This is a genomic window from Arthrobacter halodurans (genome assembly GCF_041877255.1).
GTDB lineage: Bacteria > Actinomycetota > Actinomycetes > Actinomycetales > Micrococcaceae > Arthrobacter_N > Arthrobacter_N halodurans.
In genome coordinates, this window is the sequence record NZ_JBHDLJ010000004.1 from 271,619 (window position 1) to 284,784 (window position 13,166).

Below are 13,166 nucleotides of genomic sequence, written 5' to 3' on the forward strand. Positions count from 1 at the left end.
CGCCCGCGGGGGCGGCCGGCCCCACCTCAGAGGTGGCGGGCGCAGTTGTCAAAAATCCACTGACCATTCTACCGCACCCCACCGGCCCGCCGCTCGGCCGCCCGCAGCAGCCGCCGGGTGGCCTCGACGGCCTCGGGCCCCTCGCCGTGGGCGATCCGCAGGTCGACCGTCCGCCGGAAGCGGTGGGCGGCGGCCAGATGGTCGTGTGTCGTGTGGTGGAGAACACCGAGCAGCTCGTGCAGGTCGGCCTCCCGATCGGTGCCCGCGAACTCTTCGAGCAGGCCCCGCAGGCGCGTGATCGCGCGGTGGGGATCGCCGCTGGCTCGCACCACGTCGGCGTCGAGCATGCGCAGTCTGAGGTCCTGCGGGTCGGCCAAGCGCGCCTCGGCGACGAGTTCGCCGGCCGCCACGTAGTCGCCGCGCGCCAGCAGGACGACCACGCGGTCGCCCGCGTCCCCCGCCGCCGCGGCGGAGGCGAGCGCCTCGTCCGCGACCACGGGGAGCAGGGTCTCCGGGTCCCTCTCGATGCCCGCGACACCGGCGCCGATCCCGCCGCGGGCGGGGATCACTCGGCGATCTCCTGGTAGGCGGCGAACAGCAGCGACGTGTCCGGCACGTCGAGGATCGCGGGCTTGGCCAGGCCGTCCAGGACCACGAAGCGCAGCAGGTCGCCGCGGGCCTTCTTGTCCCGGCGCATGCCGTCGAGCAGCGCCGACCAGCGGTCCCTGCGGTAGGTCACGGGCAGCCCGAGCGACTCGAGCACGGTCTTGTGGCGGTCGGCCAACGCGTCGGGGATCCGCCCGACCGAGCGGGACAGCTCCGCGGCGAAGGCGAGGCCGATCGAGACCGCCGCCCCGTGCCGCATCGAGTAGCGCTCGGCCAGCTCGATCGCGTGGCCCAGGGTGTGGCCGTAGTTCAGGAACTCGCGCCGGCCGGTTTCCGTGAGGTCCTCGGAGACGATCGCGGCCTTGACCCGGATGGAGCGTTCGATGACCTCGCGCAGCGCGGGGCTGTCCGCGGAGGAGACCGCCGCGGGGTCGGCCTCGATGAGGTCCAGGATGGCCGGGTCGGCGATGAAGCCGCACTTCACGGACTCCGCCAGCCCGGTGACCAGCTCGTTGCGCGGCAGCGTGCGCAGGGTGTCGAGGTCCGCCAGGACGGCCGCCGGGGGGTGGAACGCGCCGACCAGGTTCTTGCCCTCCGCGGTGTTGATGCCGGTCTTGCCGCCCACGGCGGCGTCGACCATGCCCAGCAGGCTGGTGGGCAGGTGGACGACCTTCACGCCGCGCAGCCAGGTGGCGGCCACAAAGCCCGCGACGTCGGTCACGGCGCCGCCCCCGACGGCGACGATCGCGTCCGAGCGGGTGAAGTCGTTCTGCCCCAGGACCTGCCAGCAGAAGGCCGCGACCTGGATGTGCTTGCCCTCCTCGGCGTCCGGGATTTCGGCGGTCAGGGCCTGGAAGCCGGCGCCGTCGAGGTCGGCCTTGACGGCGTCGCCGGTGGCCCGCAGGGCGCGCGGGTGGATCACCAGCACCTTGCGGACGCGCTCCCCCAGGATCCCGGGCAGCAGGCCCAGGAGGCCGTTGCCCACCACGACGTCGTAGTTGGCGGACGGCGTCGTCCCGGTGACGGAAATCGTGGTCGCTGCGGTGTTCATCAGGGGGTGCCTCCGTGCTGTTCTGCGCGGCGCCGGTGGGCGTCGTCGATGGTTGCCGCGAGTTCCGCCGGGGTCGCGGCGCGGGCGTCGATGGTCAGGGTGGAACACTCCCGGTAGAAGGGCTCCCGGGCCGCGAAGATGTCCGTCCAGCGCTGCAGCGGATCCCCGGCCAGCAGCGGCCGGCCGCCGGACCCGCTGATGCGCGGCCACACCGTCTCGAGGTCGGTCTCCAGGTAGACCGTGAACCGCTCGGAGAGCAGCCGCCGGTTGGCGGGCTCCAGCACCGCGCCTCCCCCGGTGGCGACCACGGCCCCGGTCCGGTCCGCCGCGTCGGCCGCCCGGCGCAGCGCGCGCGCCTCGACGGCGCGGAACGCGGGCTCGCCCCCGCGGGCGAAGATGCCGGCGATGGAGCCGTGCTCGCCGGTGACCTCGGCGTCGGTGTCGATGAACGGGGCGCCCGTCAGCCGCGCCAGCTCGCGCCCGACCGCGGTCTTGCCGCTCGCCATCGGGCCGATCAGGAAGATCCCTCCCGGCATCAGGGGCGTACCGTCCCCAATGCGTCGGGGATCTCCTCGAGGTAGCTGCGCAGGTTGCGGCGCGTCTCGGGCAGGGAGTCGCCGCCGAACTTCTCGAGGACGGCCTGGGCCAGCACGAGCGCGACCATGGCCTCCGCGACGACGCCGGCGGCCGGGACCGCGCAGACGTCGGACCGCTGGTGGTGGGCCTTGGCGTCCTCGCCGCTGGCCACGTCGATGGTGCGCAGGGCGCGCGGCACTGTGGCGATCGGCTTCATGGCGGCGCGGACCCGCAGGACCTGGCCGATGCTCATGCCGCCCTCGATGCCGCCGGCGCGGTTCGTGGCGCGTTCGATCACGCCGTCGCCGGCCCGGACGATCTCGTCGTGCGCCGCGGAGCCGCGTCGGGCGGCGGTCAGGAAACCGTCGCCGACCTCGACCCCCTTGATCGCCTGGATGCCCATGAGCGCGCCGGCGAGGCGCGCGTCGAGGCGGCGGTCCCAGTGGACGTAGGAGCCGAGCCCCGGCGGCAGGCCGTAGGCCAGGACCTCGACCACGCCGCCGAGCGTCTCGCCGTCCTTGTGCGCGGAGTCGACCTCCGCGACCATCGCGTCGGAGGTCTCGCGGTCGAAGCACCGCAGTGGGTCGTTGTCGAGCGCGACGACGTGGTCGGGCTGCGGCAGGGCCGACCCCTCGGGCACGGACACGCTGCCCACGGAGACCGTGTGGCTGACCAGGCGCACGCCCAGTCCGTCCAGGAACCGCGCGGCCAGCGTACCGAGGGCCACGCGCGCGGCCGTCTCCCGGGCGCTGGCGCGCTCGAGCACGGGCCGCGCGTCGTCGAACCCGTACTTCTGCATGCCGGTGAAGTCGGCGTGCCCGGGGCGCGGGCGGGTGAGCGGGGCGTTGCGGGCCAGGTCGCCCAGGACGTCGGGGTCCACGGGGTCGGCCGCCATGACCTGCTCCCATTTGGGCCACTCGGTGTTGCCGATCTCGATGGCCACCGGGCCGCCCTGGGTGAGGCCGTGCCGGACTCCGCCGACGAAGGTCACCTGGTCGCGCTCGAACTTCATCCGGGCTCCGCGGCCGTAGCCGAGCCGGCGCCGGGCGAGGGCGTCGCCCACGTCCTGGGTGGTGATGGGGACGCCCGCGGGCAGCCCTTCGAGGATTCCAACGAGTGCGGGGCCGTGTGATTCGCCCGCCGTCAACCAACGCAACATGGTCTCCATACTGCCACGGCCCCGGGCTAGGCAGCGGGGCGCGGGAGCCCCACTGCGTCACACATCACGTTTGTGACACCCGCCCAGTCGCGTTCGCCACCGCCCGTGAACAGCCTGACCTGTTCCACCGCCTGGTGGACCAGCATGGACAGCCCGCCGGCGACGCGGCCGCCGGCCGCCTCCCAGGAGCGGGCCAGCTCGCTGGGCCACGGGTCGTAGATGACGTCCAGCAGGGCCGTGCCCGGACGGATGCTGTCCACGCGCAGGACGGGCAGCAGGGGGTCGGCGGCGCCCGCCGGGAGCGTCGAGATGACGGCGTCGTAGCCTGGCATCCGGAGCCCGGCCTCGGACGGGTCGATGGCCTCGGCGGCGAGCCCGAGCCGGTCCGCGAGGGCGAGGCAGCCTGCGGCGCGCGGGAGCGACCGCACGGCGAAGTCGACGGACCGCGCGCCGAGCAGGGACGCGGCCTCGGTGGCGGCCGTCGCGGTGCCGCCGGCGCCGAGGATCGCGACGCGCCGCACGCCGCGTGCCCCGGCGTCGTTCAGCGCCCGCACGATGCCCTCGACGTCGGTGTTCTCCCCGCGCAGTGTCGGGTGCCCGGGGGCGCCGCCGACGACGATCGTGTTGAGCGCCCCGAGCCGCCCGACGCGCGCCGAGACGCTGTCCATGAGCGGCACCATGGCGTGCTTGAGCGGCATGGTGACGGAGGCCCCGCGCCATCCGGGCTCGGTGCGGAGCCGCCGTGCCAGCGCGTCGGCGTCGTCCGCGCCGGCGTCGATCGGCTCGTACGAGATGTCCAGCCGCAGGGCCGCGTAGGCGGCGCGGTGCAGCGCGGGCGACTTCGAGTGGCCGATGGGCCGGCCGAAGACGGCGGCCCGGCCGCCGGGCGTCACTTGCAGATGTCCGGGTTGGCCTCGCACCAGGCGCGGAACTCGTTCTGGTTCACGCGGTGCTCCTCGTAGGTCTCCGCGAACTTCGTCTCGCCCGTCGTGGTGTCCACGGTGACCCAGTAGTAGTAGTCGTTCTCGTCCGGGGCGATGGCCGCCTCGATCGCGGTGTCCGCGGGCGAGCCGATGGGCGTCGGCGGCAGGCCGGGATGGACGTAGGTGTTGTACCTGTTCTCCGCGTCGTTCTTCTCATCGGTCGTGAACTGCAGCGAATAGCGCTTCAGGCCGTAGATGACGGCCGAGTCGACCTGCAGGAGGCCGCCCGTCTCCGTGTTGCCCGGCGCGAGCCGGTTCTCGAGCGCCCCGGCGACGACGGGGTAGTCGTCGGGACGGGCCTCCGCCTGCAGGATGCTCGCGATCTTCAGGATGCGGTACTGCTCCGTCGGGTCGGTGACGCCCTGGTCGGTCAGCTCCTTCAGGGTCGCGTCGACCATCAGCTGCAGGACGCCCGCGGCGTCGGTGTCCACCGGGAAGCGGTACTCGCCCGGGTGCAGGAAACCCTCCAGGTTCCGCACCGGGGGCTCGAGCCCGAACTTCTCGGGCTGCGCCGAGAGCTGCTCGAGCTCCGAGATGGGGATGCCGGTGGCCTTGTTGATCTCCTCGAACACCGCGTCGGTGCGCACGTTCTGCCGGATCGCGACGTAGCTGACCCGCTCGCCCCCGGTGCCCACCATGATCCCCGCGGCCGACAGCGCGGGCATCCGGTACTTGAGTTCGTAGTCGCCGGGGTGGATCACCTTCGAGTCGGACTCGACCTCCTGGATGGCCTCGAGGAAGAGCTGCTGGCTGGCGACGATGTCCTGCTCCTCCAGCGCGCGCCCGATCTGCAGCGGCCCCCAGCCCTGTTCGACCGTGAACGTGACCTCGCCGTCGCCCGCGCCGGTGTAGTCGTCCTTCTCCACGGGTCCGAGCAGGCCCTGGAGGAACACGACGATGCCGGTGATCGCCAGGGCGAACACGCCCAGGACGACGAGCATCACGATGTTGCGCCGGCGCCTGCGGCGCTTGCGGAGGTGGGTCGGCGCGCCGGGGGACGTCAGCAGGCGCCCGGCCGGGCCCTCGTCGTGGTCCTCCTCGTAGACCTCTCCCTCGTCCCAGCGGTCCCCGTACCCGGTCTCGGCCGCCCCCTGGCCGGAGTCGGCGAAGTGCGGTTCCCCGGCGTCGTGCCCGGGACCGCGGAACGGCGCACCCGCGCCGGGGTCCCCCGCGCCGGCCGGGGCGCCCGCGGCACGTCGCGGAGTCCGCTCGGGATACTCGGAGTGCATGTCGTTCACCGGCAGCCGTCCTTCAGGTCTGGTCCGTTGCCGGACGGGAGTCGCACTCGACGGCGACCCCCACGTCGCGCTTAAGTGATTTTTGCATATTCAGGGCATGTTGAAGGATATCCGCCGCGGCGACCTGGTCAACGACCTGCCGGTGTTTCCTGCCGTCGAGCCCCGCCTCGCGCAGCGAGCGGTGCGCCGACACGGTCGTCAGGCGCTCGTCCACGAGCCAAACGGTGGCCCCGGAGCCCGCGGACCGCAGCCGCTCGGCGAGGGACTGTGCGTAGTCCCGCGCCATGCGCGTGGACGCCGTCTCGCCGCCGCCGAGCGAACGGGGCAGACCCACGTAGACCTGGATGGCCTCGCGCTCCACCGCGAGGTCCGCGAGCAGGCGCAGGTCGTGGTTCTTCTTCGCGTCGCGCTTCAGCGTGCGCAGCGGCGTGGCGAGCATCCCGTCGGGGTCGCACACGGCGACCCCGACCCGGACGAGGCCGACGTCGACCCCCAACCGCACACCGCGCCGGAAGTCGTCGCCCGCCATCTCGATCAGGCCCTCTCCGCGATCTGCCGGACGACGGCGGACAGTGCCTCGGCCGTTTTGGTCGCGTCCTGGCCGCCGCCCTGGGCGACGTCGTCCTTGCCGCCGCCTCCGCCACCGAGGATGCCGGCCGCCGTGCGCACGAGCGCCCCGGCCTTGACGCCGGCCGCGCGCGCGGCCTCGTTGGTGGCGACGAGCACGAGCGGGCGCGCGTTGGCGACGCCCGTGACCGCGACCGCGGCCGCCCCGGTGCCGAGGCGTCCGCGCAGGTCCAGCGCGAGCCCGCGGAGGTCGTCGGCCGAGCCGACGGCGCCGGCGTCGTGCGCCAGGACACGGATCCCGGAGACGTCCGTGGCCTGCGCCACCAGCTCCCCGGCGCGGGCCGCGAGCTGGTCGCGGCGGAGCTTCTCCAGCTCCTTCTCCGCGGCGCGGAGCCGCGCGACGGTGGACTGGATCCGTTCGGACAGCTGGTTGGAGGGCACGCGGAACATCTCGGTCAGCTCGCTGACGAGGGCGCGCTCCGCGGCGCCGTGGCGGAAGGCCTCCATGCCGACGAGGGCCTCCACGCGGCGGTTGCCCGAGCCGACGGACTGCTCGCCCAGCAGGGTCAGCGTGCCGATCTGGGCGGTCGATCCCACGTGGGTGCCGCCGCACAGCTCGCGCGACCAGGCGCCGTCGATCTCCACGACGCGCACGCTGTTGCCGTACTTCTCCCCGAAGAGGCTCGTGGCGCCGAGCGCCTTCGCGTCGTCCAGGGCCATGGTGCGCGTCTGCACGCCGAAGTCGTTGCGGATCGCCAGGTTGGCGACCTCCTCGACCTCGCTGCGCGCGGCTCCGCTGAGGCCCTCGCCCCAGCTGAAGTCGAAGCGCAGGTAGCCGGCCTTGTTGAACGAGCCGCTCTGCAGGGCGTCCGGCCCGAGGATCTGGTGGAGGGCCGCGTGGATGATGTGCGTTCCCGAGTGGGCCTGCTCCCCCGAGTGCCGCCGCTGGCGGTCCACCTCGGCGAGGACGCGCGCCTCCTGCGGCAGCTCGCCCTCGCGGACGACCGCGCGGTGCACGCTCAGCCCCTTGACCGGTGCCTGCACGTCGAGCACCTCCACGACGAAGCCGTCGCCGGTGATCAGTCCGACGTCGGCGGCCTGGCCGCCCGCCTCGGCGTAGAACGGGGTCGCCTCCAGCACCAGGTCGATCTCCTCGCCCTGGGCGGCGAACGGGACCAGCTCGCCGCCGCGGACGATCCCGCGGACGCTGGACTCGGTGGTGAGCTCGTCGTAGCCCGTGAACACGGTGGACCCCGCGGCGTTGAGCTGCCCGAAGACGGTCAGGTCGGCGTGGCCGGCCTTCTTCTGCCGCGCGTCCTGCTGCGCGCGCTGGCGCTGCTCGAGCATCAGGGAGCGGAAGCGCTCCTCGTCCACCGCCAGGCCGGCCTCGCCGGCGATCTCCAGCGTCAGGTCGATCGGGAAGCCGTAGGTGTCGTGCAGGGTGAAGGCGTCTTCGCCGGAGAGCGCCCGGCCGGCGGCGCGGGAGCTCGCGACGGCCTCGTCCAGGCGGGCGGTGCCGCTGGTGATGGTCCGGAGGAAGGCGCGCTCCTCCGCGTAGGCGATGCGCGAGATGCGCCCGAAGTCGGTTTCCACCTCGGGGTAGACGCCCTTCATGGCGTCGCGCGAGACCGGCAGCAGCTCGGGGAGCACGGCGGTGTCGACGCCGAGCAGGCGCATGGCGCGCACGGCGCGGCGGATGAGCCGGCGGAGCACGTACCCGCGTCCCTCGTTGGAGGGCGTCACGCCGTCGGAGATGAGCATGAGGGCGGACCGGACGTGGTCGGCCACGACGCGCAGGCGCACGTCGTCCACGTGGTGCGGATCCCGCGGATCCTCGGTGCTGGTGTACTCGCGCCCGGACAGCGCGGCGGCCCGGTCCAGGACGGGGCGGACCTGGTCCGTCTCGTACATGTTCTCGACGCCCTGCAGGATCATCGCGAGGCGCTCGAGGCCCAGACCGGTGTCGATGTTCTTCTTGGGCAGCTCGCCGAGGATCTCGAAGTCGTCCTTGCCCGTGCCCTCGCCGCGCTGGTACTGCATGAAGACCAGGTTCCAGATCTCGATGTAGCGCGTGTCGTCGGCCTCCGGCCCGCCCTCGATGCCGTACTCGGGCCCGCGGTCGTAGAAGATCTCCGAGCACGGGCCGGCGGGGCCGGGTTGTCCGGTGGACCAGTAGTTGTCCTTCTTGCCGAGCTTTTGGATGCGCTCGGGGGGCACGCCGATCCGGTCGCGCCAGATCGCCAGGGCCTCCTCGTCCTCGTGGTAGACGGTGACCCACAGGCGCTCGGCGGGCAGTCCGAAGCCGCCGTCAGAGACCGGGGTGGTGAGCAGCTCCCAAGCGTAGGCGATGGCGCCTTCCTTGAAGTAGTCCCCGAAGGAGAAGTTGCCGCACATCTGGAAGAAGGTGCCGTGGCGCACGGTCTTGCCGACCTCGTCGATGTCACCCGTGCGGATGCACTTCTGGATGCTGGCCGCCCGCTGGTAGGGAGCCTTCTCGCGGTCGGTGAGGTACGGGATGAACGGCACCATGCCGGCCACGGTGAACAGCAGCGAGGGGTCGCTGGAAATCAGCGAGGCGCTGGGCACGGCGGTGTGGTCCTTCGCGACGAAGAAGTCAATCCACCGGCGGGCGATGTCCTGCGATTTCATGTGTTCCGTGATCCCTTCGAGCGGCTGCGTTGAGTGTGTGCGCGGGTCCCCGGCGGGGCCCTAGCGGCGGTGCGTCGGCGCGTGGGCCGTGTCCTGCCCGGCATCGGAGAGTCCCAAGGCCGCGCGCAACTCGACCTCGCGGCCGGTCATGCCCTCGCGGAAGGCGTCCGCCGTGTCCGCCAGGCCGTCGACGATGCGGGCCACGGCGCGGTTCAGGCCGTCCGTGCTCGCCGCGTTGCGGACCTCGCCGAGCTTGCGCACGGCCAGCGCACCGATGCCGATGCCGATGCCAACCCAGAATATCTTCTTTACCATGGTGATTCGGCCTTTCTAGCGGCTGCGGCGGCCCTTGCCGTCCGTCCGTGCGTTGAGGGCGGCGCGGACGCCGTGGCTGAAGGCGGCGACCTTGATGAGGGGCGAGCCGAGGACCGACGCCGCCAGGGAGGACAGCGCGGTGATGTTCGCCGACGCGTCCGAGACGTTGTTGGTGATGCCGTCCACCTTGCGCAGCTGCTCGTTGGTGGTGGCGACGGTGGTGGTCACCTCGTCCAGCAGCGGGCTGGTGCCGTCGGAGATCTCGCGGACGGCATGGCGGAGCTCGTCGAAGACCTTTCCGAGCTTCCAGACGGGAATGGCGAGCAGTGCCACCAGCACTGCGAACACGCCTGCGGCGATGAGGCCGGCGATGTCGGACCCGGTCATATGTGCTGCTCCTCGAATCGGTGCCATTGTCGGTTACCCACCCTACCGAACGGCGGCGGGTACCAGAGAGCCCGCGGCCACGGGCCGCGGGCTCTCTGGTGGTGATCGGTTCTACGCCGACCCGGGGGTGGCCGGGACTAGCGGGCGTAGTACTCGACGACGAGGTTCTCTTCGCAGGTCACGGGGACCTCCGAGCGCTTCGGGCGGCGCACGAGGCGGGCCTGCAGCTTCTCGAGCGTGACATCGAGGTAGCCCGGGACGGCCGGGAGGACGTCGCGGTGGGCGCCGGCCGCGGCGACCTGGAAGGGCACCATGGTCTCGGAGCGCTCGTGCACGTGGATCAGCTGGCCCTCGGCCACGCGGAACGACGGGCGGTCGACGCGCTGGCCGTCGACGACGATGTGGCGGTGCACCACGAGCTGGCGGGCCTGGGAGATGGTGCGGGCGAAGCCGGCACGCAGCACCAGGGCGTCCAGACGCATTTCCAGCAGCTCGACGAGGTTCTCGCCGGTCAGGCCGGGGGTGCGCTTGGCTTCCTCGAAGGCGCGGGCCATCTGGGCCTCGCGGATGCCGTACTGTGCGCGCAGACGCTGCTTTTCGCGCAGACGCACCGCGTAGTCGCTGTCCTGCTTCTTGCGGGCGCGTCCGTGCTGGCCGGGGCCATACGGACGGCGTTCCATGTACTTTTCGGCCTTGGGGGTCAAGGCGATGCCGAGGGCACGCGAGATGCGGACCTTGCGGCGGGCACGGGTGTTGTTAGCCACTGGTGTCCTTCTTTTCTGTCGGCGACTGTATGAGCCTGGCCTCCATGATGGAGAGTGGGGGGAAGTCGCTTCCCCGTGTCCTGCAGCGCGAACCCCACGCGTCGGAACGCCGGGCCCGAGGGCACCAGAGGGGAACGGCTTGCCAGCCAAGGGTCTAGCCTACCACCGGCTACTTGCCGCGGACGATCCGCCGGATCCGTGCGAGCCGCTCCCCGATGCCGCGCTCGGCCCCGTTGGCGGTCGGGGTGTAGTAGTCCCGCCCCACGAGGTCGTCGGGGACGTACTGCTGGCGCGCGATCCCGTGCGGCTCGTCGTGCGAGTAGACGTAGCCCTTCCCGTGGCCCAGTTGCCCGGCGCCCGGGTAGTGCGCGTCCCGCAGATGCGCGGGGATGCCCTGCCCGCGTCCCGCGCGGACGTCGGCCACGGCGGCGTTGATGCCGTTGTACGCGGCGTTGGACTTCGGGGCGGTGGCCAGGTGGACCACCGCGTGGCCGAGGATGATGCGGCCCTCCGGCATCCCGATGAGCTGGACGGCCTGCGCGGCCGCCACCGCCGTCTGCAGCGCCGTGGGGTCCGCCATGCCGATGTCCTCGGACGCGCTGATCATCAGCCGCCGGGCGATGAACCGCGGGTCCTCCCCCGCCTCGAGCATCTTGGCCAGGTAGTGCAGCGCTGCGTCGACGTCGGATCCCCGGATGGACTTGATGAACGCGCTGATGACGTCGTAGTGCTGGTCCCCGGCGCGGTCGTAGCGCTGGACGGCGGCGTCCATGGCCCGCTCCGCGTGCGCGGTGGTGACCGTGATGGTGCCCTCGCCCGCGTCGGCCTCGCCCCAGGCGACGCCGGCCGCGGCCTCCAGCGCGGTCAGCGACCGGCGGGCGTCCCCGCCGGAGAGTTTCACCAGGTGGTCCAGCGCGTCCTCCTCGAGGCGCACGGTGCTGGCGAGCCCGCGCTCGTCGTCGACGGCCCGGAGCACGAGGGCGCGGATGTCCCCCTCCTCCAGGGGCTTCAGCGTGAGCAGCAGCGACCGGGACAGCAGGGGCGCGACGACCGAGAACGAGGGGTTCTCGGTGGTCGCGGCGACGAGGACCACCCAGCGGTTCTCCACGCCGGGCAGCAGCGCGTCCTGCTGGGCCTTGTTGAACCGGTGGATCTCGTCGAGGAAAAGCACGGTGGTGGTGCCGCGCAGGTCCCGGTCCGACAGCGCCTGGTCCATCACCCGTCGCACGTCCTTGACGCCCGCCGTGATCGCCGAGAGCTCCACGAACTTCCGCCCGGGCCCGCGCGCGATCACGTGCGCCAGCGTGGTCTTGCCGGTGCCCGGCGGACCCCAGAGGATGAGGCTCGAGAGCCCCGCGGGGCCGGTGGTGGCGGCCCCGGCCAGCTGGTGCAGGGGCGACCCGGGCCTGAGCAGGTGGGACTGGCCGACGATCTCGTCCAGCGACCGCGGCCGCATGCGCACGGCCAGCGGGGCCCGCGGGCGGCGGCCGGCGCCGGGGTCGGCCGGGCCGTCGCCGGGCCGCTCCTCGTCGTCGTTGTCGTCCAGGCTGAACAGATCACTCACGCCACCCAACCTACCGTCCGCCGCGGCATCACGCGCCTTCGCGCCCGCGAACGGGACGTCGCATACACTCGATCCGTCCGCCCGGGGTCCGGTGCGGCGGGAAGCGGGGAGTCGGGGATGAAGGCGGTGGCACAGCGGGTGTCGAGGGCATCCGTGTCCGTGGACGGGCGGATCGTCGGGCGGATCGACGGGCCGGGACTGCTTGTCCTGCTCGGCGTCCATCGGGACGACGGGCCGGGCGAGGCCGCGAAGCTGGCCGAGAAGATCTGGCACCTCCGGATGCTCGCGGACGAGCAATCCTGCCATGCGGCCGGGGCGCCGTTGCTGGTGGTCTCCCAGTTCACGCTCTACGGCGACGTGCGCAAGGGCCGCCGTCCCTCGTGGACCGCGGCCGCCGGCCGCGACCTCTCCGAGCCGCTGTACGAGGAGTTCGTCCGGTGCCTGCGGACGCTCGGCGCGGCCGTCGAGACCGGCGCGTTCGGCGAGGCGATGGAGGTCTCGCTCGTCAACAGCGGGCCGTTCACCCTGATCGTGGACACCTCGGACCTGCCGTAGCGCGTGTCCCGGGGCCCTCAAGTTCCGGAGCCCTCAAGTTCCGGGGCGCTAGAGGTCCGGGGCCCATGGACCGGGCTCCTCGTGTTCCGGCTGCCCGGCAGCGCGGTCCTCCCAGCGGGGCTTGCCGCGCCTGCGCCGGGGCTTCCGGGGGACCTGCAGCCCGGCGGGAGGGCGCGTTCCCGGGATGCCGCCGTCCTCGCGGTCGATGTTGGTCACGATCCCGGCCAGCAGTGCGGGCAGTCCGAGCCAGACGTCCTCGCGAACCCAGACGCTGGCCGCGGCCTGGCGCCAGACCGGATCCGCGGCGCAGCGGGCGTCGAAGGCCTCCGCGGCGTCCGCGCGCCGGCCCAGCGCGTCCTCCAGGGGTCCGGCGCCGACGAAGCCGAGGAATCCGGCGTCGTCGCTGTGGTGCACCAGGGCGTCCAGGAGATCCAGCACCACCTCCAGGTCGGGTTCGTGCCAGAGGACCTCCGCGATCCGGTCCGCGGACCAGAGCAGCCCGTCCGACGCCAGCCTCTCGGCGCGCACGTCGGAGAAGGCGAGGAGGTGGTAGCGGTGGTAGGCGGCGGCAACGGCGGCCACCGACGTGCGGTCTTCCATCCGGACAGTGTGCCACCCGCGCCGCAACCCCCACCTACGACGACGCCGGGGCGCGCACCGCGTGGTGCGCGCCCCGGCGTCGTACTGATGGAACGAGCGGTGCAATGGGGACCGACCCGGCGGGCGGACCGGAACGGGGTGCCGGCCACGGC

General features: G+C 72.7%; 14 protein-coding genes. 1 reads left to right on the forward strand and 13 read right to left on the reverse strand.

Annotated elements, in window-relative coordinates; all coding sequences use genetic code 11:
* Nucleotides 1-68: 68 nt before the first annotated feature.
* From ACETWP_RS07345 to ACETWP_RS07400, 12 genes are all read right to left on the reverse strand, one after another.
* Nucleotides 69-569: a tetratricopeptide repeat protein gene (locus tag ACETWP_RS07345; protein ID WP_373971564.1), complete on the reverse strand. Its 501-nt coding sequence runs from the start codon at nt 567-569 to the stop codon at nt 69-71.
* The gene (gene aroB, locus ACETWP_RS07350) at nt 566-1,657 is read right to left on the reverse strand and encodes a 3-dehydroquinate synthase (RefSeq protein ID WP_373971565.1); all 1,092 of its coding nucleotides are present in this window, start codon (nt 1,655-1,657) and stop codon (nt 566-568) included. Before aroB ends, ACETWP_RS07345 begins: the two co-directional genes overlap by 4 nt.
* Nucleotides 1,657-2,193: a shikimate kinase gene (locus tag ACETWP_RS07355; protein WP_373971566.1), complete on the reverse strand. Its 537-nt coding sequence runs from the start codon at nt 2,191-2,193 to the stop codon at nt 1,657-1,659. Before ACETWP_RS07355 ends, aroB begins: the two co-directional genes overlap by 1 nt.
* The gene (gene aroC, locus ACETWP_RS07360) at nt 2,193-3,392 is read right to left on the reverse strand and encodes a chorismate synthase (RefSeq protein WP_373971567.1); all 1,200 of its coding nucleotides are present in this window, start codon (nt 3,390-3,392) and stop codon (nt 2,193-2,195) included. Before aroC ends, ACETWP_RS07355 begins: the two co-directional genes overlap by 1 nt.
* A gap of 26 nt (nt 3,393-3,418) precedes the next feature.
* Nucleotides 3,419-4,285, reverse strand: a complete 867-nt coding sequence (locus ACETWP_RS07365; protein WP_373971568.1) for a shikimate dehydrogenase family protein — start codon at nt 4,283-4,285, stop codon at nt 3,419-3,421.
* Nucleotides 4,282-5,604: an endolytic transglycosylase MltG gene (mltG, locus tag ACETWP_RS07370; protein ID WP_373971628.1), complete on the reverse strand. Its 1,323-nt coding sequence runs from the start codon at nt 5,602-5,604 to the stop codon at nt 4,282-4,284. Before mltG ends, ACETWP_RS07365 begins: the two co-directional genes overlap by 4 nt.
* 22 nt (nt 5,605-5,626) lie before the next feature.
* Nucleotides 5,627-6,142: a Holliday junction resolvase RuvX gene (gene ruvX, locus ACETWP_RS07375; RefSeq protein ID WP_373971569.1), complete on the reverse strand. Its 516-nt coding sequence runs from the start codon at nt 6,140-6,142 to the stop codon at nt 5,627-5,629.
* Nucleotides 6,143-6,147: 5 nt separating this feature from the next.
* Nucleotides 6,148-8,829: an alanine--tRNA ligase gene (gene alaS / locus ACETWP_RS07380; RefSeq protein ID WP_373971570.1), complete on the reverse strand. Its 2,682-nt coding sequence runs from the start codon at nt 8,827-8,829 to the stop codon at nt 6,148-6,150.
* 60 nt (nt 8,830-8,889) lie between these two features.
* Nucleotides 8,890-9,144, reverse strand: a complete 255-nt coding sequence (locus tag ACETWP_RS07385) for a hypothetical protein (protein WP_373971571.1) — start codon at nt 9,142-9,144, stop codon at nt 8,890-8,892.
* A gap of 15 nt (nt 9,145-9,159) precedes the next feature.
* Complete coding sequence (locus ACETWP_RS07390; protein ID WP_373971572.1) at nt 9,160-9,531, reverse strand: DUF948 domain-containing protein; 372 nt, start codon at nt 9,529-9,531, stop codon at nt 9,160-9,162.
* Nucleotides 9,532-9,668: 137 nt separating this feature from the next.
* Nucleotides 9,669-10,295: a 30S ribosomal protein S4 gene (rpsD, locus tag ACETWP_RS07395; protein WP_373971573.1), complete on the reverse strand. Its 627-nt coding sequence runs from the start codon at nt 10,293-10,295 to the stop codon at nt 9,669-9,671.
* 169 nt (nt 10,296-10,464) lie between these two features.
* The gene (locus ACETWP_RS07400) at nt 10,465-11,859 is read right to left on the reverse strand and encodes a replication-associated recombination protein A (protein WP_373971574.1); all 1,395 of its coding nucleotides are present in this window, start codon (nt 11,857-11,859) and stop codon (nt 10,465-10,467) included.
* 117 nt (nt 11,860-11,976) lie between these two features.
* Here ACETWP_RS07400 and dtd point away from each other — a divergent pair, with 117 nt between their 5' ends.
* Nucleotides 11,977-12,414, forward strand: coding sequence for a D-aminoacyl-tRNA deacylase (gene dtd, locus ACETWP_RS07405; RefSeq protein ID WP_373971575.1), 438 nt, complete (start codon nt 11,977-11,979; stop codon nt 12,412-12,414).
* 48 nt (nt 12,415-12,462) lie between these two features.
* On the opposite strand, the gene ACETWP_RS07410 is transcribed toward dtd, so the two are convergent.
* Nucleotides 12,463-13,014, reverse strand: a complete 552-nt coding sequence (locus tag ACETWP_RS07410; protein WP_373971576.1) for a hypothetical protein — start codon at nt 13,012-13,014, stop codon at nt 12,463-12,465.
* Nucleotides 13,015-13,166: the final 152 nt, after the last annotated feature.

Bases quoted from the DNA above. Each gene is read 5' to 3' on its own strand.
- aroB (WP_373971565.1), bottom strand. From the start codon at position 1,657: ATGAACACCGCAGCGACCACGATTTCCGTCACCGGGACGACGCCGTCC.
- ACETWP_RS07355 (WP_373971566.1), bottom strand. From the start codon at position 2,193: ATGCCGGGAGGGATCTTCCTGATCGGCCCGATGGCGAGCGGCAAGACC.
- aroC (WP_373971567.1), bottom strand. From the start codon at position 3,392: ATGTTGCGTTGGTTGACGGCGGGCGAATCACACGGCCCCGCACTCGTT.
- mltG (WP_373971628.1), bottom strand. From the start codon at position 5,604: ATGCACTCCGAGTATCCCGAGCGGACTCCGCGACGTGCCGCGGGCGCC.
- ruvX (WP_373971569.1), bottom strand. From the start codon at position 6,142: ATGGCGGGCGACGACTTCCGGCGCGGTGTGCGGTTGGGGGTCGACGTC.
- alaS (WP_373971570.1), bottom strand. From the start codon at position 8,829: ATGAAATCGCAGGACATCGCCCGCCGGTGGATTGACTTCTTCGTCGCG.
- ACETWP_RS07385 (WP_373971571.1), bottom strand. From the start codon at position 9,144: ATGGTAAAGAAGATATTCTGGGTTGGCATCGGCATCGGCATCGGTGCG.
- ACETWP_RS07390 (WP_373971572.1), bottom strand. From the start codon at position 9,531: ATGACCGGGTCCGACATCGCCGGCCTCATCGCCGCAGGCGTGTTCGCA.
- dtd (WP_373971575.1), top strand. From the start codon at position 11,977: ATGAAGGCGGTGGCACAGCGGGTGTCGAGGGCATCCGTGTCCGTGGAC.
- ACETWP_RS07410 (WP_373971576.1), bottom strand. From the start codon at position 13,014: ATGGAAGACCGCACGTCGGTGGCCGCCGTTGCCGCCGCCTACCACCGC.